This window comes from Virgibacillus sp. 6R, assembly GCF_001895305.1.
In the GTDB taxonomy this organism is placed as follows: domain Bacteria; phylum Bacillota; class Bacilli; order Bacillales; family Amphibacillaceae; genus Virgibacillus; species Virgibacillus pantothenticus.
Genome location: NZ_CP017762.1, coordinates 691,110 through 716,458 on the forward strand (window position 1 = coordinate 691,110; position 25,349 = coordinate 716,458).

20 protein-coding genes, 1 pseudogene and 1 riboswitch are annotated in these 25,349 nt (G+C 38.1%); of the genes and pseudogenes, 3 read left to right on the forward strand and 18 right to left on the reverse strand.

Translation table 11 applies throughout. From position 1 onward, the window contains the following. The first annotated feature begins 34 nt into the window (after positions 1-34). A complete protein-coding gene (locus BKP57_RS03290) occupies positions 35-994 on the forward strand; it encodes a M23 family metallopeptidase (protein ID WP_050350455.1) in 960 nt (319 codons plus the stop codon). A gap of 56 nt (positions 995-1,050) precedes the next feature. On the opposite strand, the gene BKP57_RS21885 is transcribed toward BKP57_RS03290, so the two are convergent. From BKP57_RS21885 to BKP57_RS03350, 12 genes are all read right to left on the reverse strand, one after another. Next, entirely contained in the window at positions 1,051-1,155 is a 105-nt protein-coding gene (locus tag BKP57_RS21885; protein WP_072740977.1) for a methionine/alanine import family NSS transporter small subunit, read from the reverse strand. 1 nt (position 1,156) lies between these two features. Then, positions 1,157-2,689, reverse strand: a complete 1,533-nt coding sequence (locus tag BKP57_RS03300) for a sodium-dependent transporter (protein ID WP_072740978.1) — start codon at positions 2,687-2,689, stop codon at positions 1,157-1,159. Positions 2,690-3,323: 634 nt separating this feature from the next. Then, complete coding sequence (locus tag BKP57_RS03305; protein ID WP_050350369.1) at positions 3,324-3,791, reverse strand: hypothetical protein; 468 nt, start codon at positions 3,789-3,791, stop codon at positions 3,324-3,326. A gap of 1,035 nt (positions 3,792-4,826) precedes the next feature. Then, entirely contained in the window at positions 4,827-6,386 is a 1,560-nt protein-coding gene (locus BKP57_RS03310) for a Na+/H+ antiporter NhaC family protein (RefSeq protein WP_050350368.1), read from the reverse strand. A 155-nt stretch (positions 6,387-6,541) separates the two neighbouring features. Next, positions 6,542-6,720, reverse strand: a riboswitch (Lysine riboswitch). 47 nt (positions 6,721-6,767) lie between these two features. Next, a complete protein-coding gene (yunB, locus tag BKP57_RS03315) occupies positions 6,768-7,541 on the reverse strand; it encodes a sporulation protein YunB (protein ID WP_050350367.1) in 774 nt (257 codons plus the stop codon). Positions 7,542-7,747: 206 nt separating this feature from the next. Further along, on the reverse strand, positions 7,748-9,139 hold the full coding sequence (locus BKP57_RS03320; RefSeq protein ID WP_050350366.1) for a bifunctional metallophosphatase/5'-nucleotidase: 1,392 nt from the start codon (positions 9,137-9,139) through the stop codon (positions 7,748-7,750). A gap of 14 nt (positions 9,140-9,153) precedes the next feature. Further along, positions 9,154-9,972 (reverse strand): sulfite exporter TauE/SafE family protein, encoded by an 819-nt coding sequence (locus tag BKP57_RS03325; protein ID WP_050350365.1) that lies wholly within the window; start codon positions 9,970-9,972, stop codon positions 9,154-9,156. A 417-nt stretch (positions 9,973-10,389) separates the two neighbouring features. Continuing rightward, the gene (locus tag BKP57_RS03330) at positions 10,390-10,824 is read right to left on the reverse strand and encodes a universal stress protein (RefSeq protein ID WP_050350364.1); all 435 of its coding nucleotides are present in this window, start codon (positions 10,822-10,824) and stop codon (positions 10,390-10,392) included. Between the two features lie 409 nt (positions 10,825-11,233). Then, a complete protein-coding gene (locus BKP57_RS03335) occupies positions 11,234-12,796 on the reverse strand; it encodes a BCCT family transporter (protein ID WP_072740979.1) in 1,563 nt (520 codons plus the stop codon). A gap of 132 nt (positions 12,797-12,928) precedes the next feature. Beyond that, positions 12,929-14,161, reverse strand: coding sequence for a peptidase U32 family protein (locus BKP57_RS03340; RefSeq protein ID WP_050350362.1), 1,233 nt, complete (start codon positions 14,159-14,161; stop codon positions 12,929-12,931). Between the two features lie 163 nt (positions 14,162-14,324). Next, positions 14,325-15,239, reverse strand: coding sequence for a peptidase U32 family protein (locus BKP57_RS03345; RefSeq protein WP_050350361.1), 915 nt, complete (start codon positions 15,237-15,239; stop codon positions 14,325-14,327). 420 nt (positions 15,240-15,659) lie between these two features. Then, a complete protein-coding gene (locus BKP57_RS03350) occupies positions 15,660-16,013 on the reverse strand; it encodes a SpoIIAA family protein (RefSeq protein ID WP_072740980.1) in 354 nt (117 codons plus the stop codon). Positions 16,014-16,170: 157 nt separating this feature from the next. Between BKP57_RS03350 and BKP57_RS03355 the strand changes: the two are divergent. After that, positions 16,171-16,655 (forward strand): annotated as a pseudogene (locus tag BKP57_RS03355) (DMT family transporter); the annotation flags it as partial. A gap of 161 nt (positions 16,656-16,816) precedes the next feature. Next, complete coding sequence (locus BKP57_RS03360; RefSeq protein ID WP_072740981.1) at positions 16,817-18,028, forward strand: MFS transporter; 1,212 nt, start codon at positions 16,817-16,819, stop codon at positions 18,026-18,028. A gap of 180 nt (positions 18,029-18,208) precedes the next feature. Here BKP57_RS03360 and BKP57_RS03365 read toward each other — a convergent pair whose 3' ends face one another. The 6 genes from BKP57_RS03365 to BKP57_RS03390 form a co-directional block, all read right to left on the reverse strand. Then, positions 18,209-19,693 (reverse strand): aldehyde dehydrogenase family protein, encoded by a 1,485-nt coding sequence (locus BKP57_RS03365; RefSeq protein WP_072740982.1) that lies wholly within the window; start codon positions 19,691-19,693, stop codon positions 18,209-18,211. A gap of 27 nt (positions 19,694-19,720) precedes the next feature. Then, the gene (gene dapA / locus BKP57_RS03370) at positions 19,721-20,617 is read right to left on the reverse strand and encodes a 4-hydroxy-tetrahydrodipicolinate synthase (protein WP_050350358.1); all 897 of its coding nucleotides are present in this window, start codon (positions 20,615-20,617) and stop codon (positions 19,721-19,723) included. Between the two features lie 106 nt (positions 20,618-20,723). Beyond that, positions 20,724-22,157, reverse strand: a complete 1,434-nt coding sequence (nhaC, locus tag BKP57_RS03375) for a Na+/H+ antiporter NhaC (RefSeq protein ID WP_072740983.1) — start codon at positions 22,155-22,157, stop codon at positions 20,724-20,726. A gap of 45 nt (positions 22,158-22,202) precedes the next feature. Beyond that, the gene (locus BKP57_RS03380; RefSeq protein WP_072740984.1) at positions 22,203-23,108 is read right to left on the reverse strand and encodes a proline racemase family protein; all 906 of its coding nucleotides are present in this window, start codon (positions 23,106-23,108) and stop codon (positions 22,203-22,205) included. 12 nt (positions 23,109-23,120) lie between these two features. Next, positions 23,121-24,146, reverse strand: coding sequence for a proline racemase family protein (locus BKP57_RS03385; RefSeq protein ID WP_072740985.1), 1,026 nt, complete (start codon positions 24,144-24,146; stop codon positions 23,121-23,123). Beyond that, positions 24,133-25,332 (reverse strand): NAD(P)/FAD-dependent oxidoreductase, encoded by a 1,200-nt coding sequence (locus tag BKP57_RS03390; protein WP_072740986.1) that lies wholly within the window; start codon positions 25,330-25,332, stop codon positions 24,133-24,135. The genes BKP57_RS03385 and BKP57_RS03390 overlap by 14 nt, the downstream gene beginning before the upstream one ends. Positions 25,333-25,349: the final 17 nt, after the last annotated feature.

The window sequence follows — 25,349 nt, forward strand, 5'->3', positions numbered from 1 at the left end:
AAATAAAGGGTGAAACAAATTGCATGTCAAACGTATGATTACAATAACAGTTTTTATATGTACACTTTTTCTTGTGATTGCTCCTACAGTTGTAAAAGCTAGTGACGATTCTATATATGAAAAAAGAATGGCCTTGTTTAAAAAAACAGAAGCAATCACGCAAATACCTTGGTACTACTATGCTGCCATCGACAATTATGAACGAAATGCGAAACAGAATACGAATGATGAGCAAGTTATTTCCATTGAAATACCTACTGAAGCTTGGTTTGGACTTGGAAATGCAGCCATGATTACGGATGAGCGGTTAATTGATTTCTTTAATGGCTATGGAAAAGATGGCAACGGGGATCAAAAAGCAGATCCAAGTAATGCTGAAGATATCCTATATACGATGGGAAACTATATCCTTACGTATGGACAAACAAAGGATGATATTAAAATCGCATTATGGAATTATTACAATCGGGATTTAACGGTTCAAACGATCATGAATACAGCTAAGGTTTTCAAAAAATTCCAAGGCATTCAATTAGTGGATCGAGATTTTCCTGTATCTACTTCCTATAACTATAGCTACCGAAGCACTTGGGGAGATCGCAGAGGCTTTGGTGGATTACGAATTCATGAAGGGACCGATATTTTTGCCGATTATGGCACTCCTGTTAAGTCGACAACCTATGGGGTTGTTGAAATGATGGGGTGGAATTTATACGGTGGCTGGCGAATCGGAATTCGAGATATATACAATATTTATCATTATTATGGGCATATGAGTGGATACGAGGATGATATCGAAGTAGGAAAAGTAGTGAAGCCAGGAGATGTACTCGGCGGAGTGGGCTCGACTGGTTATGGTCCCCCTGGCACATCAGGAAAATTCCCCCCACATCTCCACTATGGAATGTATAAAGATAATGGATATAGCGAATGGTCTTTTGATCCATATCCTTATTTAAAAAAATGGGAACGAATGGCCAAGCAAAAAGATTAGTGGTGAATTAAAATTGCAACAGCACAAAGCAAACTGGCTTTGTGCTGTTGCAAAATTTATTTTTGTCGTGACTTTCTCACAGCATAAGTAATACTTGCTGTGAGTCCACCCCAAATAATCACCATGCCTAAAATCATTACAAAAATAGCACTTGCAGTCATGTTATTTAGCCTCCTTTTGATCGGAATAACCGCTATCTGCCTCTTTAGAGCGCCACTTTGTAGCAGCCATAACGATACCTACTATAAGTGCTACACCAGCAACTGACCAGCCGGCAAATAAAATAAACGTGTCTGAATAGCCAGCATAATTTCCAGTCGGTGTGTCAAATAATTTCAATAAATTCAAACGTAATAAATCAAACATCATATACCCTAACACTAGTGGTGTAATCACATTTAAGCTTACTGGGAACCACCAGCCAAGCTTAATATCGGATATTTCATCTGCATGATTTTTTAAATTTTTAACTTGACGAAGCACCCAAGTAATCAAGGCAACTTCGACTAAACCTAGTAATGCAACTCCAAACTGGTTAATAAAATAATCAACTGTATCCAGAAAAGATAAGCCACCTTGCGTTGCGTAAATAAGCGAAATAACTGCAGCTAAGCCTCCACCAAACATAACCGCTTTCCTACGAGAAATATTAAATTTATCGGAAATTCCCGCAACATACGTTTCCGTAAGCGACATTAATGAGGTTAAACCTGCTAAAACTAAGGATGCAAAGAACAAGAAACCAAATAGACCATTTAAGCCTGGAAATTCATTAATAATCGCAGGAAATACAACAAAAGCCAAACCTACGCCATCAGAAACAACTTCATCTACTGCTACGCCTGATTGCGTAGCCATAAAACCAAGCACAGAGAAGACTCCTATACCAGCAAGTAATTCAAAACTTGAATTCCCAAATCCAGTAATAAAGGCGTTGTTTGTGATATCTGATTTTTCTGATAAATAACTAGAATACGTAATCATAATCCCAAATGCAATGGATAAACTAAAAAATATTTGCCCGTAGGCAGCCACCCATACTTCGCCAGAAAAGATACTGCTAAAATCCGGCTCAAAAAAGGCTTGTAACCCTTGGATAGCTCCATCTAATGTTACAGCACGAATAACAATAATTAGAAATATAATAGCTAATGCTGGAATAAAAATGCGATTAGCAATTTCAATTCCCTTCCTCACACCTCGGAATAAAATAAATAAGACGACAAACCAGACTAAAATCAGTGGTATGAGAACTCCAGGAACCAAGTTGCCCACCTGACCAGGATCAACCATTTTTAAATAATCGTTAAACAAAAATGTTTCCGTATTAGCCCCCCAGGCCAAGTCAATGGAAAAATATGCATAAGCTATTGCCCAGGCAATAATGACAGAATAATAGGTAGAAATAACAAATGCTACAAGAACAGCCCACCAGCCAATGAATTCAGTTTTTTTGTTCATTTTTCGATACGTTAGAGGCGCGGACCCCCGGTATTTATGCCCCATAGTAAATTCCATAATCAGGATGGGAATACCTGCTGTTAGCAATGCAAACAGATAAGGAATAAAGAACGCTCCGCCACCATTTTCATATGCTACAGCTGGAAAACGCCAAATATTGCCTAATCCAACAGCTGAACCAATCGCAGCCATAATAAAACCTGCTCTTGTTCCCCATTGAGAACGTAATGCCATATTTTCCTCCTCCTTTCTTCCTCATCCTATCAGTCGGGAATGAGGAATGTTCCAAAAGTTTAGTTTTTTCAGATATTTATGTTTGTATTATAACGGTACTTGATGCATATGTCAAAAAATATTTTCATTGCATTATCTATGGCGTAACTTCGTGTCATATATCCCTTCTAAACAACCGCATTCTCGTTTTCTAACCATTTCACTCTGTCAAAATCAAAGTAGAGAATAATGATAATCGAATAGAGCTTACCAAAAGCGGTGCTTTTATTTTCATTATTTTTAGCCAAAACTTTTAAATTTGTTTACACGCATATAAGAAAAGTCTGATATAATAAGCACATATGCTATCTACAGCCTTTATTTCCTTTGAATAGGCTTTATTAGAAGAGGTTCTTATGAAACCTTCCCTTCATATTTGTTTACGATTTCCTTCTAATTCATAAGAGTCGTGTGATGTACGCATACGTTTATAAATACATCTAAAGCTATATCCTTTATTTTCATATCCATCTAATACCATTTGTGTAAATTCACTAGTATGACCTTTTTTGGACATAAAATTAACTCCCTTCGAAGTAGCAAGTTTTATTTTTAAACCTGGCTACTTTAAAGGGAGCATACTAGTGTGTTAAATTCATTTTTTATCAACGAAGTTATCTATAGCTTTACCTATGAACCAAAAAATTAAAACTGTAAAAACAGCGATTAATGTTGATCCAATTATAGTAGCTTCAAGCCTTTCAGATATAAGACTAAAAACATTCATGTAAATAACAAAAACAATGAGAAATTTAATCCATTCAATCAAGTTAGATGGTCCTAAATCATCTAATGACCTTATTTTTTTATCTTTCCTATCTATAAAAGTTACCATTTCACTTAAAAAAAGCATAAAAATATTTAAGATTAAAAAGCCGAAGAAATACCATACATTTAACCAGAAGCTAGAATAGTAATGAAAATCAACAAAAGGTAAATATGATAATAAATACACAACTCCATATGTAATGAAAATAAAAACAGAGGCAATAAAAGTAACTATCACAAGGGACATTATAATAGCAACAGTCATACCAATAAAATTTTCGGTTTTAGTAAACATGTTAACCATCCTCTATATTTTTAATAATTAGAATTAATTGTTTAATCCGCTTTCTTTATTAGGATAATATATCCTTTACAGGAAAAGTATTCCACACAGAACAGAGAAATGTCAAGTGAATTTTATAAGTTCTATTCTCGAAAGACTTATCGTATCATCCAGAAATGATGGTAACCGCGGACTTTAGTCCGAAATATGCTCCACATGCTTTCACTATTTTACGAACCTACGATTATTTCTGTTTGCCGATAACTATGGGTGATAGAAAAAAACTAACTCCTGCCCAATAGTTAGGAATTACAGATAAAGTATTTGATTGGAATGACATTATTTATTTGCGGTGACTAGCTTTGAAAATTATGGATGTTTTCGTGACATTGTTATTTTTGAGTAGGATAATTATTGTGATACAATAAATATATGAAGGGTAAAATTTTATATAATTAAAAATAAATAAACGAAGGAGTAAGATTGAACGGAGTAATACGTGTTCCTATAGTGGAACAAAGGCGCGGGGCGCCCGTTTAGCAACGTAGCGAATGGAACGAATCAACTAAAGATTTAGGAATCATGCCACTAAAACAGGGGTATGCCGACGTCTGGGCGGCAAACCCGTTTTTAGTCGGCTTTCCTCTTAGCGACGAACCGATGAGGACTTGTCGTAGGGCGCATTTCTAAAGTCGCATCGTTGCTGGGCTCATGCGCCGGACGTAGCGATTCGGTGATTTCGTTATCCCCAAGCATCTAATTTTATCGTTTCTTATCTGATTAAAAAAACGAACAATAAATCGCCAATTGTGTATACGCAAGTTTTAGCGTAGTCAAAATATGTAGACTCCTGCGGGAACAGCGCGAGCTGAAAATCCCACAGGAAAGCGGTTTTTGCTTTCCGAGGAAGCTGACGAAAGCGAAGTATTTTGACATAACGGTGATAAAAATTTTTTAATGCAAATAAGCCGAACAATTATAAATGGATTGTTCGGCTTTTGCTATATAGCATTTGCTTATGTCCCAGTCCCTTTGGGTACTTCTTACTTATTCTTCTGTCCTTGTGTTTTTCATAAAATGAATAATGGTAGTAAATGCGATAATGATGGACAGAGATACAGCCAATGGTAGAATCACTTGATTTGTAAAACCAACTAGAATGTATCCAATGGAAGCAGCAAATGCAGAAATAAATGCGTATGGAAGCTGAGTCATGACGTGATCAATATGATTTGCTCCTGCTCCGGTAGCTGATAAAATGGTTGTATCGGATATCGGGGTACAATGATCGCCGAAAACAGATCCAGCTAATACCGCTGCCATAGACGGAATCAACATTTCCATATCCGTAATCGTTGATACTTCTGCTGCAATTGGTAACATAATTCCAAACGTTCCCCATGATGTTCCCGTTGCAAGCGCCATAAAACCAGCAATAATAAAGAACAAAAATGGCAGAAAAGCAGGATTTAGCGACAAATCACTTACAATACCTGCTAAATATTCTCCTGTTTCCAATACTCCAATAATAGAACCAATCATCCAAGCTAACAACAAAATGTAAATGGCTGGCATCATCGTCTTTGCACCTTCAAAAACAATTTTCAAACTGGAGTTTCTCGGCTTTCGTTGACCCATGTGAAACAAGTATGAGGTTAATACCGCTATAATCCCACCGGCAAATAAGGATAAGTTTACATTTGTATTCGCAAAAATGGTAAGTATATTAACATTTTCTTCTGTCGCCATCGCTCCTGTAATCACCATAGAAGATACTGTAGCAACAATAAGGACTCCAATTGGCACCAGTAAATGGTATATCTTACCTCCCTGATGTGGTGTGAATGTATCGCTTAAATCCCCAGGTACTTTATCCTGTTTTGGATCAATTAGCTCCCCAGTCTGCATGGCTCGTATTTCATGCTTTCGCATTGGACCAATATCTGCTTTTAAATAAGCAACTAAAAAAACAGATATGACCGCTGCGATGGCATATAAATTGTAGGGGATCATTTTGATGAAAGCTTCTAATGGCTCCAATGTTGTAATTCCATTTGCAGCAAACAACCCGCCCATAATGCCGATAATATAAGCTCCCCAGCTGGAAATAGGTGAAATTACCGTTACTGGAGCAGACGTTGAATCAATAATATAAGCCAGTTTAGCTCGGGAAATTTTATGGCGGTCTGTTAATGGACGAGCAATTTGGCCAACAGCTAAGCTATTAAAATAATCATCAATAAAAATAATTAATCCTAACACTGCACTCATTGCTTGTGCACCTGAGCGCGTTTTTACTTTTTTAATCATCCACTCGCCAAATGCTTGACTCCCTCCAGAAGCCTGTAGAAAAGCAGTCATTACTCCTAATAACAGTAAAAACGTCAGCAATAGAACATTCCCTGTATTTATTGCGCCATCAGATGATACGAAAAGGGTATAAAACTGCATCCAGATTTCTTTAAGCGAATCTAAAATTGAGAAATCGTGGATGAGCAGAGCTCCCACTATAATTCCTGTTCCTAAAGATAGTAAGACATTTCTCGTTAAGAGGACGAGCACCAGCATTAAAACAGCTGGAATAAGTGAAAAAATTGTTCCTTCCATTCCGTTTACCTCCACTTTAAATTGCAATCGAGCAAGGAAACATACTGTTGATGGAAAATAGGATAAGTGAACGGAAGTATCGTCCGTTCACATAGAAAAAGACAACGATAGAAAATAACCTACCATTGTCTTTGCAATATACGTTATCCTCCATTTCGATCAGTAGTTCTCCATGCATGTTGCTTGCTGCATGACAGTATACCTCCTATTCAAAAGCATACCAGCGATAATAAGCTTGACACTTATTATGCTTCGGCAATACATCCTTTCATCTGCTTTCATTGTTGTCATCCTCCAACAGACTACTCTTATATACTGCACCTCTACCTCACCGATCTGATAAGGTTGAAATATTCTATTTATAAAAATCATTATAGCAAATTAATTGTTCTGATTCAAGTCATCCTTGGGAATCGAAATATTTGGCGCGCTTTCACCATCGCCTCCATAGAATTGTGGTACATCTCCCATAATAACGCGAGAATCTACATAGACTTTCGTACTAATTTCAGCAGATTCAGTACTAAAAGGGACAACGATTTGCGCATTTACAGTGACCGGTATATATATTTCAATCAGTGCGGCATTGATTCCAAAATCTTTCATAATATATTCCACATCTGATTGAATGCTGCCAACAATTTCAAAATGGACTGGTATTTTTGGGCCAAGATTTGCTAAAATGGTACTTCCTGTAGCCTGACCAATGGGAATTTCAACTACAGTAGGATCCTTGTCTGCCAATTCATCCGCCGTATCCCCATAATCCTGTGGTGGCATTTCCGGGTCATCTGTATCTAATGTCTCACCTTTATTCATTCCATATAGAAAATATTCGGCTCGTTTTGTAGCCGCACGAAGCGCCCGATTCACTGCTGCTGATTTCCAACCCACAATAGATACATTGTTTTCTGAGCTTACTTCCATTAAGTCGTCAAAGCTAATATTTTCTGTTGACTTCACTGCTTCATTAATGGTACGTGTCGCAAACTCTCTCGTTTTTTGATTGGCTATATCCATTAAAGGAGGGGTGATTCCTTTGTCAACAATTAAAATACTAAGGGAGGTCAAAATGACAAAAGCAACTGAGGTCATCAGTAAGATTATTTTCATCGGAGAATCTGTTCGTATTCTACGTCCTGGTCGTTTTCTCATAAAAAAGCCCCCTCAAAGCAAGTCTATGATTGCTCTGGGAGGATTAGAATAAAAATTCTCTCCTAACTAATCCTACCAACATATTCACTTTCTTTGTGAGCTTCATTACGTCGTAAGCTACGAAATAAAATAGTGATTCCATTTCTCTCCATGGATTTACAATTGCTAATAATCCTTTATCATGAATGGATTTACATTCATCGCCATTACATGCTTTGTAATGTTTGTGCCAATATGTCTCGTAGAAATTCCGGTAAATAATAGTTTTTAACCTCAGAGCGAGCAATTTCAGGGATTAATCTGCCAAAGGTAAATGTATCAGCAGTAGCTAACGTATAAATACGATCTGGTTGTAAAGGAATTCCATCATTTTGAAATGCTTGTTTCACAAATAGAGCTCTGTCTTTTAATTCCTCCATTTGCAGTGTTAACCCGGAAAAAGCCATTCTACCAATCATTTTCCCACGAAATCCAAAGCCTTTTAACTCAAATTCGATAAATTCCTCTGTCAACGAAGAACGAATAGCTTCTAACAACTCACTACCTGTTAATTCCACGACACAAGTATTAATTGGATGTGGACAAATACGATGAATATCACCGTACGTAACTGTTCCTTCAGGCAAGCTTTCCAACAACACCCCCGCATTTAACATCGCACAGTCCGCATTTGTTTGTCGCTTGAGTGCATCTGTTAAAGCTTGTAAAATAGGAGTCACTTTACGCCAATTAACTTCTAAAGGAGAGGATAATTGTGCAACCGGCTTAGCCAATATGCGTTCAGCACGTTCTTGATAAGCTGTAAGCAATTTCTCTGTATCCAAATCCTTTGGCAGATGCGTAATATTAGTGGCATATGCTTGCTTTTGTTTTAATCTGCCTTGGTTATGATCCCATGTTAAGATTACTTCTCCGATATAATGACAATGTTTTCCAGCAGCGGACAAAAGTGTATGGTTCACAAGCTCACCATTTCGTAACAAATGATGGGTATGTCCACCGATAATTACATCAATACCAGGAAAGCGACGGGCTATTTCACAATCTTCACTATATCCTAAGTGAGACAGTAATATAATTACATCTGCTTGGCGTTTGATAGTACCTAATATTTTCTCCAACTGCTCATAAGGAGGAGAAGCATACCAGCCAAGCAGCTCATAATACGCATTAAACGGTGCCGTAAGACCAACTACGGCAATTTTAACTCCGTGTTCAGAAGTAACTAACGTATAGGACTGTAACCAATCGGGGGCTTCGCCTTCCTTTGAATGCAAATTAGCGCAAACTATTGTAAATCTTGCCTCCTCATATAATGCAACAAGTTCATCATGGGAAATAGTAATGCCTTCGTTGTTACCAATGGTAGCTATATCGTAACCAGCTTCATTCAGTAAAGCAACATTTGCTTTCCCCTTAAAAGCCTCTGCTATTGGATGTACTCTATCCATATGATCGCCAATATCTACTGTCCAGCAAGAGTCACCTGCAGCTTGACAGCGATGTTTTGCCTGCTTTAAAAAGTAAGAAACTTGAGACCAGTTATCGAAATTACTATGTAAATCATTCGTATAATAAAAATAGATTTGTTCTTCCATTTAAAAAATACTCCTTATGCTAGCCCTTGAAAAATCATTCGAATACCAATTATAATTAATACGATTCTTAAAATCCATTCAAGTGCTTTTCCAGATAAACGTTGATTGATCATAGCACCTAATTTTCCACCGATCCAGGCTCCCGGGATAAAGAATAACGCATACATCCACTCTAGATGTCCCAATACAATATGTGTCCCCGCTCCAATTAGACTTATAAATAAAATCATAAACATGGATGTCGCTGTTGCCACATGTGCGGGTATACCAAATATAAGAATCATAGCTGGAACCATAATCGATCCACCACCAATACCAAATAAACCTGATAACACCCCTACAGATAAAGATAGCAGGATTGCAATCCAGAGAGAAAATTGGTAATGATATGTTGTTCCATCGATATCAAAGGTACGAACGCGATTATTTTGTGGTTTAACTCGAGTTGCTGTTACTTTTCGTTTTACAAAAAACAACCCAGATACACCAATCATTACCAGACCAAAATAAAGTAAAAACGGTTCTGTATCCATAAACTGGTTGAGCCATGACCCAAGAATACTACCAGGAATGCTACCTGATATAAGCCATAAACCTACTTTATAATCAATCCGTTTCGTTTTCACATAAGCAATAGATGATGATAAAGCTGTGAACACCATCGCAACAAGGGAAATACCAACAACCGCCTGTGGCGTTGCCCATGCAAATGCCTCTGAAAACTGATGTAAACCTAACAAACTGGGAATAAGTACAATTCCTCCCCCAAGCCCCATTAAAGCTCCTACCAGTGCAGTTATTATCCCTATAACGATACAAATGACAAATACCATCTTTATCCCTTCCTCAGAAAGCTATCCTCTTTTTCTATCCTAGCACTGATTTTTAGAAATAGGAACTTTCCTCTACCCTTACATGATACTGTAATAAATGATTTGTTTACAGATTCCAGCTTTACTTGTAAATCGATTGAAGCAATTGTTTTTGAACAATAAAAGAGCTGTATGTTAAATTAAACTATTTACTAGCTTACATACAGCGCAAAAAAGCTTTATTCAGCAGGTATAACGTTGCCAATCTCCGTCTAAGCAAATTGTCCGTGCACGAATTTATTCTTTACGTATTTGTTAATAATGTCTGAAGTTCTAGCATTATATTGTTCATCAGCGGATTGCTTGACTTCAGCATATTGAGAAGTTATTTATTTCGTGAAAAAAACCAGGGGGCTCTCCTTGTATTTCTTCCTCGTCTTATTTTACTACTAACACTTTACATTCGGCACGTTGAACAATTTGGCTGCTAACACTTCCTAACAGAAGTCTTCCTACTCCACCAAGGCCGCGACTACCAAGAATAATAAGGTCAATTTGATTTTCCTTGACATACTCTACAATCTGAGAACTTGGATTACGAAAAGAATAATCCAACAGCACCTCTGCCTTGCAGTTAATTCCTTCTGCTTCAAATTCTTCACGAATACGTTCCATCGATGGACGTATTTCCTCTGCCATATCCCCCATAAAACTGCGTGCAAGTGCAGCATTGGCAGTTGGTCCAGCATGTGTAATAACAGTCACAGCATGTACCACAGCATCCTCTACAAGTTTAGCCTGCTTTTTCGCTTCTTCAACTGCTTTTCTGCTTAATTCCGATCCATCATAAGCTACTAGAATATTTTCAGCCATTATAACTTCTCCCCCTCATGAGCATTTTGTTCCCATGTTTATCATAACATATTTACTGGATAACTTTAACAAGCCCATAAAGCGGATACAATAGATAAGCTATTAAGTCTTTTTATGTCTAATGCGTAATTTCATACTTAAACCTGTTTACCTCTCATAAGTTCTATAAAGTGAATCTTCAATCAGTAGTATTTTTCATTCATCCCCTACTGATGTTCGTACCGTAATAGTACGGACCAAGACCTCTTCCGAAATAGGGATTTAGGTGTGGTATCCTCGCTTGACTTATTGCAGTACAGGTTTATCCAACTTCTCAAGTGGAAGGTCTTACAGCATGATAAAGATAGCAAATCAAGCACCTCTAGCGCCGTTGCTAAAGGGGCTTGACTTAGAAGAAATATGAGAATGTTTATTTTTTTTCACGAACATTTGTCTTCCAGGCTTTATCTTCATCGATCATCTTTATTACAGCGTATATCGTAAAAAATTGGATGATAATAATCGGTATACCCATCATCCCGGATACAACCTCAAGAGGTGGCAAACCGCCTATTCGCATTAAAATTAAAGCGAGCACAGTAATAACAGCAGCAACAATAATCCGTAAATATTTAGACGGCTCTACTTTGCTCATATTTTCCGTACTCGTATAAGAAGCAATCGTATAAGTAGTAGAATCAAGCGTAGTAGTTAGAAAAATCATCGCGATCACAATAAACAGAATGATCACGACGGTTGAAAATGGCAGTGAAGATAATATATCTGGAATAGCTTGCATGGCATCGTTATTCGCTACTGTATCCAATACCGGTACATCTCCAGACAGATAACTGTTCACGCCTAATCCTCCAAGCACACCAGTTGCAACCCAGGAGATAAAGGTTGGTGCCATTAAATACGTTAATATCATTTCCTTTATTGTGCGACCGTAAGATATTTTTGCTGCAAAAACACTGTGCAGCATAGCCCATGTTGCATTATAAGCAAACCAAAATATCGTCTGTCTCTCCATATGAGAGGAACCATCGATACTTAAAGCATTTGTATGAAACGACATATCTACATAATTGGATATTAAAAAGCCCATACTATCCGTGAAGTAATTGAGGATAAAAACCCCTGGCCCTATTAGCATAATGATTAATGCAAATGCACCTGCAAGGTACATATTTAATGTGCTTAATCGTTTGATCCCTCTTTCAATCCCTAAATAGGCGCTAATGGAAAATAAAGCTACCCATACAATCGTAACGATTAATGTTAAGGTGAAATTGATCTCTATGTTTAACAGTTCTGCTAAATTATAAGTAACAATTGGTGCACCCAACCCAAGAGTCACAGCAGCTCCTGCTAAAATACTAATAAGAAAAATAACATCCAACATTTTTCCGCCAAATCCATCCGTAAACCGATCTCCAAAAATGACACGGCATGCCTCAGATATTCGCATCACGGGACTTCTACGGACGTGCAGGATATATCCCATCGCTGGAGCGGCCATTACAAAAATCGCAAATGTTTGAAAGCTCCACAAAAACATGCTATAAGAATTCCCCCATAGAATGGCCTCTGTAGATTGAGGATCCACACCAAATGGAGGATTCACAGCTACGTTCGCCCACTCGGTCATTCCAGTACGCATAATCGTTGACCCCAAGCCCATGGCAATTAAGATGGAAGCATATTCAAATAATGTGAATCGCGGCTTTTCAGCAGGGTTACCTAAAACAACTTTACCGTACTTTGAAAAAGATAGGTAAATTGCCGCTCCTACTAATATAATTGCATACCAAAGATATCCCCAGCTGAACACATCGATTAATTTATTAAAAATGGCATTCAGTATTTCTAGTGATTCATTTTCATACATGGATAAAGGGATGCTAATGGCAACGATAATTAAAAGGGATGGTACAAAAATCGGATAATCAATTAACCTTTTCTGTTGCCCACCTTTTCTCTTTGTACCCACATAAACAACCTCCAAGCATTTTTAAAATTCACTTTTGTGTAATACCACTTGGAAGATGTTTATAAACGTCAGCTGGGTAATTTCGTTATCCACAAGCACCTCATTTTATAGTACCCTATACAATAAATAGGGCTATTTTGCCTTTCGCATCATATCAAATGGCTTTACAGGTGCATCCATTTGTATGCGTACTTTCATCATCGGATGAGCTGCTCGTTCAATAGGCTGGCCATCTTCGTTCCACATCTGCGTAATTTTTTGATACACATGTGTAAAGCCAGGACCGTAAAACTCTACTTCATCCCCTATGGCAAAACTGTTACGCTGTTGTATCGTAGCTATTTGGGAAGCATCGTTGTAATCTAATACTTGACCGATAAATTTATACACCGGGATCTTCCTCCGTTTTCCAAATAATTGCTGTTGTTCATTCGGAGTTCCGTAATAAAAACCGGTCGACAGTTCACGTTGCGCCACTTTCCACAATTCATCTTCCCAACTCTGTTGGAACGTAAAATTGGCAGGATCTTTACAATAAGCATCAACTGCTTCGCGGTAAACATTAGCCACAGTGGAAACATAATGAATCGACTTCATCCGACCCTCTATTTTCAGACTATCTACACCGTTTTCTATAAAATCAGGAATATGATGGATCATGGACATGTCTACAGCACTCATCGAAAAAGGTTCATCTGTTTCATCGACAGCAAAGGACTGACGCATGCCATTATGACCCATTTCAAACAAATCGTACTTCCACCGGCAAGATTGCGAACAACCTCCGCGATTTGCATCTCGAGCCGACATATGATTTGATAATGTACAACGACCAGAATAAGAGATACACATTGCACCATGAATAAATGCCTCAATTTCTACATCTGTATGATTTCTTATTTCTTTAATTTCATCCATACTTACTTCTCTCGCCAACACAACACGTTCCAGTCCTTCTTCTTTCCAAAAGTTTAAGGTTTCGTAATTCGTAGCAGAGGACTGTGTTGACAAATGAATAGGAAGACCTGGAGCTTCCATCAGGCAAATTTCAATTAACGCAGGATCAGAGACGATAACTGCACGCACCCCAATATCTCTTATCGTCCGAAAGAAATCGCCCGCACCTTGCAAATCTCCTTCATGGGCAACCATATTTGCAGCTACGTAAACATGAGCTCCATGCTCTTTTGCAAACGTCACACCTTCTTGCATTTCCTCATACGTAAAATTGCCAGCTCGACTTCGTAATCCGTATGCATTCCCTCCTATATAAACAGCATCTGCACCGTAATGAATCGCTGTTTTCAGTTTTTCTAATGTACCAGCGGGTGCTAAAACTTCTGGTTTCTTCTTCCATTTTCCCATGACTCACAAACCTTTCTTTACATTTCATTTCTATCACGTTTTATATTTATTCCATTATGCTGTAAAGTTCCGTTCCAAAAAGCGATGAGGTTGCCTTTTCTCTACGTTTACAAATTAACGACTCATTCCATGCGCCATTTCACTAGACATTTTGATCCCCATGTCATTGAACATCATTAGGATTTTTCAAAAAGAATCCTTCACCTAAAGTTCGTTCGCTAGGGTGATGCTCTTTTACTTTTAAATTTAATTTTTCTTTTAACTCATCGGACCAGCCTTTATCCAAAAGTGCCTGTTTCGCTTGAACAAATTGCTTTGCAACCTCTACAAATGCTCGTCCTTGTGTATAGATCCCATCTAATTTCCATTTTGAAATACCTGCATCCACTAACTTTTTCAAATGCGGTAATAAATTAATATCATTTGTATCAAAAATATGCGTCCCATTCATATCTTCATAAATCGAATAATGTGTTTCTGGCTTTTTCGGTTCGGATATAAATAAATGCTCTTGATTTTTGCTTTTCTCATTTGTATAGCTGAAATAATTGGTTACTAGTGGGCGCTTTGAATGGTGAATACAAGTTGCTCCGTACACGAGTACTTCCACAGGTACATCCGCATGCTCAGAAATAGAGATTAATTCTTCATAGGTTAATTCCCTTGCTAATACCGCTCCTTTAGCTCCTCGCTTCGCCCAAAAATTAACCTGCTTTGCACTTGTAACCATCGTGTGTGGATCATATACATATGGTATTGAAACTTCATGCTTGTTTAACAAATGTATAATACCAGGGTCACCAATGGTAACGTAATCAGCTCCCGCTTCTTGCAAGAAATCGAAATATCCAGGTATTAATTTTACCCTGTCATTATGAATAATGGCGTTCATAGCGACACAGACTTTTTTATGTTTTGCATGTGCGATGTGACATATTTCTTTTATTTCTTCCGGGGAGAAATTTGCAGGTAAACGAAGACCAAAAGTAGCTTCTCCAATATAAAGTGTATCAACATCTGCATCTATCAGTAATTTTGCTTGGTTTATTGATTCTGCTGTAGCTATAAGTTCAACCATTCACAATCATCCTCAATTTATATTTATATAAAGCGACACTTGTACAAGAAGAGAGAGTTTTCTCCTTGAGATAACAGCTAACATCCGCACAATCTTGTACTTACAAGCCTAGCCTAATTGCATTAGTCTCAATACAAAGGAGTTTATGCTCACCCCAAATCATTGATAAAGACAAGGAAACAATCGCAATGATCGGTAACATCCATAGATGTGGGATAGTTATATTTGTTTGTGTCTATCTTCCATTTGATATCATACCATAAAAAAACAACAGGAAGAGCTCATCCATAAACATGTAAAAAATCCGTCAATTACTCAAGCAATAGACACCTTAGCTACTGCAACTAAAATATGAAAAGGTCCTATCCTGCCTTAGGCAAAATAGGATCTTAATAATTGTTTTGGTTCTTACTATAAAGATCATGTTCCTAACCAGCGTTGTGCTTGAGATTTATCTTTAGGGGCAAAATGCTTGAGCTCCGTTTCAGGTAGTATTCCTTCTAGTTTCACTCCCATTTCAACCCATTTCTTGTCACTAACAACAGCCATTTTATGGATATCCTTTAAATGCTGTGTCATTTTTAAATCTTCTAGGGCGCCTTTTAAAGTCACTCCTTCCATATTTTCAATGGATAAAAGAATATTTACTTTACTATGCTCCTGTCTTTTCATCATGAAGAATTCCTCGAAATGATGCAAATCCTCCTTTTCTACTTTACCTTGTATTTCAATTTCAAGAGCATTGTCAAATGGTACTGGGGTTATTTTAATCATGTTTTCTCAGCTCCTTTTACTACGATTTATTTGTTTTTTCCCAGGAGCATTCTGTTTCAAACTTCTTTTCCTTACATAGATTTTTCTTATCATCTAGTGTTTTGATACAAACCCGATTATAATAGATTGGAAACAATAACAAGGGTGGATCATCACCATGCAAAATTCAAGCAGGATTACTGGATTATTTTTAGTTATTATTGGCGCAACATGTTGGGGTATCGGTGGAACCATTTCACAATACTTATTTCAACATTACGAGCTAGAAGTCAATTGGCTTGTAACCACACGTTAACTACTAGCAGGCATGCTTCTGTTAACCATACAATTTTTTTAAAAGATCGAACACAAATAATATCGGTATGGAAAAATAAACAAGTCGCCATTTCTTTACTTATCTTTGCCTTATTCGGAATGTTAGCTATCCAGTATACATATATGGCCTCCATTCATTACGGAAGTGCAGCTGTGGCAACACTACTGCAGTATTTGGCACCAGTTATGATTATTATCTACCTCCTGATTAGAAAACAAACCGCCCTAACGAAGCAAGATATCCTCACTGTCGCCCTTGCTTTAATAGGTTGTTTTTTCTTGCTTATAAATGGTAGCTTGTCCGAGCTTTCTGTACCTGTCCCTGCTTACAAGCACTTTATAGGGATCAAACAAACTAAAAACCGAGTGACGTAAAAAAACAACGAAGTGCTTTACCAAGATAAAAGAATGCTCTCTTTTACATAAGCCTGTTATTTATTTATCGAAGCAAGCTTCATTCAAACTTTAAAAATTAGGGTGAATACAAAATGAATAGTTGGAAAAATCCGATATTATTATTGTTCTCCATTGGCATTTCAAGCATCGGGGATTTCATTTACTTAGTTGCCATTAATATTATTGTATATCAGTTGACAGGCTCTGCAGCAGCTGTTGCAGGACTTTGGATTATTGCGCCATTAGTAAATATAATTACGAAGTTTTGGACAGGAAGCTTCATTGATTATCGGAGCAAGAGGAAAGTGATGATCGTAACTTACATCATTCGCGCTGTGTTTATCTGCTTTATCCCATTGGCACCAAACATGATTGTAATTTACGCTATTCTCGTTGTTCTAAGTATTGCAAATGCTTTTTTTCATCCATCATCAACGACTTATGTTACTATCCTTGTTCCGAAAGAAAAAAGAAAACGGTTCAACTCTTTTCGCTCATTTGCAAGCTCTGGTGCATTTATTATTGGTCCAGCTATCGGAGGATCACTTATTTTATTAACTTCTGTTGAGATAACATTATGGATCAACGCGGTATTTTTCTTAATCGCAGTGTCTTTACTATTCGTTTTGCCAGAAAAAGAGAACATTAATAAAGATGCGATCCCAGCATTGACCATATCTCAAGTTATCCAAGACTTTACTGTCGTTCAGAAATTTATAGCAAACAATAAATATGTATCCTTTATTTATCTTGGTTTTATTATGATCATGCTTTTCACCTTTGCCATGGATACTCAAGAAGTAGTTTTTACCCAGCAAGTAATAGGCCTTTCTGAATTTGAATACAGTATGTTAATTAGTATAACTGGAATTGGTTCAGTTGCTGGTGCGATTTTATTATCAATCTTTGCAAACAAAATCTCATTAAGATATATGATTGTGTTTGGTCTGATTATGATGACTGTCGGTTATGTCATTTATGCATTCTCCTGGTCCTTTGCATCCATGGTGGTTGGTTTTATCATCTTAGGATTCTTTATGGTATTCTTAAATGCAGGAATAATGACTTTCTATCAAAATAATATCCCTGTTGAAGTCATGGGAAGAGTAACGAGTATTTACCAATTAATCCAAAGTGCTAACCAAGTATTGTTCATTTTAATAATTGGCGTTACAGCAGATATAATTTCACTACGACTTACGATTGCTACTCTCGCTATGATCATGTTATTTTCATCTTTTATTTATTCCATTGCAGTGTTGAAGCAAGATAAAAAATCCTATTACCAAGAAAACGATATCTAAAAAGGAAAAGCTATCCAAATTTAAATTTGCTATGTCCTACTCCAATAATGAATGGCAGGATTCAAGTATAAAAAAATTGGTTAGACTAATACACCACACATGTTTGCAGCATTAAAATGTGTGGTGCATGAATCATCAATCGTTTTCGTAACTTAAATATAAAGTTTATCCGCTTCTCAATTATTGTAAATTCACCCAAACACTTTTGACCTCAGTATAATTGTCTAATGCATAATTCCCCATCTCTCTGCCGATGCCTGACTGTTTATATCCGCCAAATGCCGCTGCTGGGTTTTCCTGATTACAATCATTAATCCAAACCGTTCCTGCTTTTAATCTTCTGGCTACTTGGTGCCCCGTTCGGATATTTTCGGTCCATACCGCAGCAGCTAATCCATAATCACTATCATTCGCTCTTCTAATTGCTTCCTCTGTCGTATCAAATGGAAAGACAGCAACAACCGGTCCGAATATCTCTTCTCTTGCGATCCGCATATCATCTTCTACGTCTGCAAATACGGTCGGCTTAACAAAATATCCCTTATCCCCAGCGCTTTCACCACCAGCTACTAATTTAGCTCCTTCTTTTTTGCCAATTTCAATATAATGAAGCACACGCTCAAATTGTTCTTTTGAAACAAGTGGCCCCATATCCGTATTAGCTTCCATTCCGTTACCGAGTTTTGTTGCGTTTGCACGCTCGACTAACGCTTCAACAACATGATTGTAATGCTTGCGATGTACATAGACACGAGATGTAGCACTGCAATTTTGTCCGTGATTGTACATAATTCCTTCAAACGCACCTTCTATTGCTTTTTCAATATTTGCATCTGCTAAAATTAAATTTGGTGATTTCCCACCTAATTCCAGTGTCAAATCTCTAACGTGTTCTGCCGCCTTACGCATAATGGATTTTCCAACACCCGTAGACCCTGTGAAAGCTAACTTATCTATCCCAGAATGCGTTACAATTGCCTCACCCGCAATTTCACCGTACCCAGGAACAATATTAACAACGCCCTTTGGAAAACCAGCTTCCTCTAATAATTGAGCAGCATACAGTATAGAAAGCGGCGTCTGTTCTGCAGGTTTCAACACAGTGGTACATCCAGTTGCCAAAGCCGCTCCAAGTTTCCATGAAGCCATCGATAGTGGGAAATTCCAAGGAATAATTTGCCCAACCACACCAACAGGTTCATGGACAGTGTAATTTAAATAATCCGGAGAAATGGGAACTGTCTGCCCTAATACTTTCGTCGCCCACCCAGCGTAATAACGAAAATGTTCTACAGTACCAGCAATGTCATCCTCTAGCGCAATCTGGTAAGGCTTCCCGTTATCAAGTGTTTCCAATTGTGCTAATTCTTCTTTATGTGCTTCCAGTAAATCAGCGAATTTATAAATCAAATGCGAACGCTCTGCAGCTGATAATTGTGACCACTCTCCATCGTCAAATGCCTTTCTCGCTGCGTGCACAGCTAGATCAATATCCTCTTCTTGAGCTTCACTAACTTCTACTAAAACTTCTTCCGTAGCAGGGTTATATACTGGGAATGTTCTCCCACTTTTAGCAGGTAGATATTCTCCATTAATATATAATCCAACCGCTTGCTCCAAAAAAGCTTTTACATTCGGTTTTAAATCCATTTGCGATGTAACCATACTATAATTCTCCTCCCTTTGTGTTTTTTATATTGTTACATACTGCTCAAGCTGCAGTAAAATCGCTTTTAATGTCGCTTCTTCTTGCTGATTTAACGGTAACCTTGGTTTTCTTGATGGTCCTCCCGCAAGCCCTTGCAAATCCATCGTCCGTTTGACAATCTGTACATATTTCCCTGAACCTTCCAAAAAATTACATAACGGAAGGATTTGATCATAATAATTCCATGCCTTATCCAAGTCCCCTTGCTGGACGCTATGAAATAAATTGGTAGCTAATTTTGGAACAATATTACCCGCAACAGAAATCCACCCTGTGGCTCCAACTAATAGAGACTCTAACACCAGATCATCGGCTCCGCAGAACGTTTGAATATCGTCTTTACCCTGTCTTGTAATATCGCGTACTTTTCGAATATCCCCGCTTGATTCTTTAATGTGGGTAATATTTTCGACATCCCGGGCCACCTGTAAGATGGTTTCTGTTCCAATATCAACACCTGATGTAAACGGATTATTATAAATCATGATTGGTAAGGTCACAGAATTCGCCACTGCCTTAAAATGCTCATAAATTTCCGCATCTTTTGGATGGGCATAATACGAATTAATTAGTAACGCCGCATCTGCTCCTATCTTTTCAGCATATTGTGTATACATAATCGCATCTTTTGTTGTTTCTGCAGCTGTTCCAACAATTAAAGGCACTCTTCCACCTACCTGCTCAACTGCTGCTTCCATCAATTGCAATTTTTCCTGCTTCTCCAAGCTAACAAATTCTCCCGTACTTCCATTGACAACTAATCCTGCTACATCCTGGTTAATAAAATGTTCAATATTGGATCTTAAGCCATCAACATTCACCTCCTCATTTTCAAACATTGGTGTCACGAGAACAGGAAATGCCCCTTCCAGTTGTTTCATGTTCCTTCCTCCCCTATTTTTTTGTTATCATTATTTGTTCGCTTTCATAAGAACGTAGGTAATCATTCTGAGACCATTGTTTTCTCAGTCCTTTTTTTAACTTGCATTATAAGTTTCCAGCTTGTTCTGGATCCAACTGATTTGCTTTTGGTTCCCCATGCGCTTTGGTATACCAAATAAATGTATTGGTAAATCCATAAATGATCGTAATCAAGATGACTAAAAAGTTAAACCATAGAAATGGTAAATAAGCCAGCGTTGTCACTCCAAGTGTTGTTGCCATAAATACTCCACCATCTGACCACGGAACCATTGGTGTCGTCATCGTGCCCCCTGCTTCTGTATTCCTGGATAGCACACGACGATCAATATTTAAACGGTCATAATTCTCTTCGGTAATTTTACTTGCAGTAATGATCGAAACATACGCAGCACCACCGAAGAAGTTCCCAAAAAATCCAGCTAGTAAAGTTGTTATGGTCGTTTTTCCAGCACTATTAGCCCAACGTAACATCGTTAAGCAAATCGCTTGCAAGATTCCAACCTTTTCCATTAAGCCCCCAACACCAAGTGCAAAGATGATCAAGACGATGACATCCAGCATAAATACAATACCACCACGATTTAACAAATTATCGATAAATTCTACACCAGAAGTGATTTCACTACCTTGGTATAGAATCTTGAAGGCTTCTAACAAAGCGATATTCTGAAACAAATAAGCCCATATTGTTCCAAGTAAAGCACCAAATAATATAACTGGAATAGATGGCATTTTCATCGCCAGTAATCCAATAACAAGGATCGCCGGGATTAACATATACCAGCTAATGGTAAAGTGCTCATTTAGTGCTGTCATCGTAGCATTCGCTTGTGATAAATCCCCAGAACTATCGAGAAAAAAGTAACCAGTAAGTAAAAATAGAGCGCCTGTAAGTAAAAATGCTGGACCGCTTACAGTAAGCATGGATTTAATATGCTCAACAAGATTCACCTTCGACAGAGAAGCTGACATGACAGTCGTATCGGATAAAGGTGAAATTTTATCCCCTACATAGCATCCTGAAATAACCGCCCCTGCCACTAATGCTACAGGTAAGTCAAAACTAGTACCAATGCCCATCATCGCAATCCCTGCTGTACCTGCTGAACCAAACGAAGTACCAGTCGCAATCGATGTGATCGCACAAATGATGAACGCTGCGACTAAAAAAATACTTGGCTGGATAATGGTAAGGCCATAGTAAATGATACTCGGAACAATTCCTCCTGCAATCCACGTTCCAATAAGTGCACCAACTGAAATAAGAATAAGCACTGCTTCAGAACCGTCATACACCCCTTTAAGTAAACCATCTTGCATCTCTTTATACGAATAACCAATTTTCCAACCTACAAGCATGATGACAAACCACGTTGTTAACAACCCTAGCTGGATTGGAATCGAAAACTGTACGACAAATAAAAACATAATGAAAACAAACGAAATAAGTACAAACAAAACTTCTGCCAATGTAGGCAAACGTCTATTCATTTCCATCCTTCACATCCCCTTTTTGTGAAGCGGTTTCAGAAATCCTTGTATTTACTTTAGTAAAAAACCTTCCTCTAATGGATCTCCTGCTTGCAAGACAAACTGATGTTCACCAGTTAAAACCGGTCGCAATGGAACAGTACACAGCCCATCCGTTATTGTTGCAGTCAAACTGCTACCAACAAGATTCTCATGAATAAGTTGCAATGTTTTTTTTCCTTTTGCCCATGCTAATGTCAGTAAAGCAATGGTGCTATCTACGCCCGGTGAACGTAAGATAAATCCATCCCCCTCAAATGTAACAGAGCAAAATCTTCCTTCCCCTAACGCTTCTGTTAGCATGATGCCAGCAATATCTCTCCTCCTTTCATTAAGGTCACGTAGTACTGGTTTTGCCCAGCTTGTTATTGCAGCTAGATGTTGCAATGAAATAGCTGGAATGGACGAAGGTAATTTAAAAATATAATAGTTCCTTAATCGATCCACCTGTACCAGTTCCCATTCGTCCGTATTTTCTACCACTTCACCCATTTGAAGATTCATTTGCATGCTTACAATCTCATTTCCCTTCCTATTTACGTATAAATGGTAGATGCCATGCGTGGTTTCAATGGCATATTTTCCACTTTTAGATATTGTCAATGTGCCCGTTTCTATAAGTGTTGTTAATGCAGCGAATAACCCACTATAACTAAAATATGTTTCATAATAATGATGTAAAAACACGATACCAAAATCGGCTTGTTGAGATGGTGTAATCACACATCCAGTTATCCCCCGATGCCCTCTCGGTTCATTCAATAACATTCTTATCTCTGTTAAAAAATAGCGTTTTAAAATTGCTTCTAAAGAAATACAGTCTGTCATGTGTAAATGGAACGGGGAATGGATGATGATTCGAAATGCTTCACCCGCTACATGGACATCATATGTGTTCATTATTTTATTTATATCCAACCGCTTCCCCCCTCAGTCATGTGCTTCCATTGGCGGAATAAGCAAAAAACCTTCGTTCAATGGATCGTGTTCCTTGTAAAAAAATCGGTGTATGCCCATTACCCACGCTGAACCGGTTACTTCTGGGATCACCGCTATATATTCATCTACTTTCGTTTCCTCTAGTATCCTTGCTTGAAATAGGGTACCGACAATACTTTCATATGTAAAGGGTTCTTTCACACCAATTTCTTGTTGCCGAAACATGGTAGCTAATTTCGCAGAAGTCCCCGTCCCACATGGCGAGCGATCAATGCCACCAGGCGGAACAATTACGGTGTTTTTTAAATCTGCTTTTGGGTTTACTGGAGCTGTAAAAAATTCAATATGTGTTAATCCTTTAATAAAAGGATAAAGCGGATGCACTACTTGTACATTTGCATTTATCTTGTTACGTATGGTGATCGCATGCTCAATAATTTGTGAGGCATTGTCTGTTGTTAAACTGATATCGAGTTGTCGCGCATCAATAATGCCATAAAAATTGCCACCATACGCGATATCACAATGCACTTTTCCAATTCCTTCTACATCTATTTCAATGGTTGTGAATAAAAAGGAAGGCACATTTGTAAAGGTGACCTCTATCGCTTTACCATCTGTTACTTTCACCTTCGTTTTCACTAACCCAGCAGGAGTATCCAAATGAATACAGGTATAAGGTTCCAATACCTCTACCATTCCAGCTTCAATTAAAGCGGTACAAAAACCAATTGTATCGTGTCCACACATTGGTAAATATCCACCTGTTTCCATAAATATTACTCCCACATCAGCATCTGGATGACAAGGAGTTACCATCAACGCCCCTGACATGACGTCATGACCCCGTGGCTCATTCATGAGAAATTTTCTAATCCAATCATGATTTTCTTTCATATCCAGCATTTTTTCAGACATCGTATTCCCATTTAAGTTAGGCAAACCCGTTAAAACGGTTCTAGTCGGGTTCCCACCAGTATGGGTATCAATGGTTGTAAATAGCTTATTGTATTTCACTTAATTCACGACCCTTTCTTTCCTTAAAGCGCTCATATCTTAATGCCTTCATCGGAATCGATGTTTCCTCACCCGCTAGCATCTCCGCCATTACCTTTCCAGTAATAGCTGCTAAGCTAATCCCGTCACCTTCATGACCCGCAGCGATATAAAAACCAGGAACCTCTTCAACAGACGATACAATAGGAAGGTGGTCTTCTGTCCACGGTCGCAGCCCTGCATATGTCCGAACAACCAACATATCCGCCATTTTCGGATAAAAGCGAATCGCTCGCTTGGCTATATGTTGGCTAATTTCATGATTCACTTTGTGATTAAAACCAGCAAATTGGCGACTGCTACCAATCAAAAAATTTTGGCTTTCGGTCGGTTCAAATACCAATGCTATTCCATATCTTTCCGTTAAGTTATCGACTTGCCTCTTTCCGCCAAACTTGGATATCAAATAACCAAATTCCATTACTTTTCGCAGACCGACAGGCTGTTGCCTGGAAGCCACGATTAATTGACCCTTCTTAGGATGAATCGGAATGTTTACTCCCAGCATGTCTCCAATAATTGGCGCCCACACACCACAAGCATTTACCACTTTATTCGCCGTATATTTTCCCACTGTTGTTTGAATAATAAATTGCCTTTTCTCATCTTGAATTATTTGTACTACTTCCGTATGCGTGTGGACTTTTGCTCCAAGCTGTTTTGCACTATAGAACAAAGAATAGGTGAGCATATATGGATTCACGGTAGAATCTGTTTTACACTCTAATCCACCAGATAAATCATCAGCAAAGTAAGCTGATTCATTCTTTAGATCATTTCGATCAAGCATATGAAAATCAAGCCCAGCTTTCCGTTGTTGATTCACCCACTGCTGGGCGGCTTCCAGCTCTTGCTCATTTTCACAAACGAGAATACTTCCTGGATTACGATATTCGAATGGAACCTCTAACTCCTGAGCTAGCTCATGTACTAACTGCTGACTTTTTAACGACATTTGACTATCAAAACCTGGATCTTTATCAATTGCTAAAATATTTCCGTCACATCTGGAAGAAGTCCCACTGGCTAATTCATCTTTTTCTAACACCGTAATATCTAGCCCAGCCTTCGCACTATAATAAGCGATTGCAGCACCAATAATTCCCCCGCCAATAACGATGACATCACAATGCGTTGTACGTTCCATTCCACTCCCACCTCCTT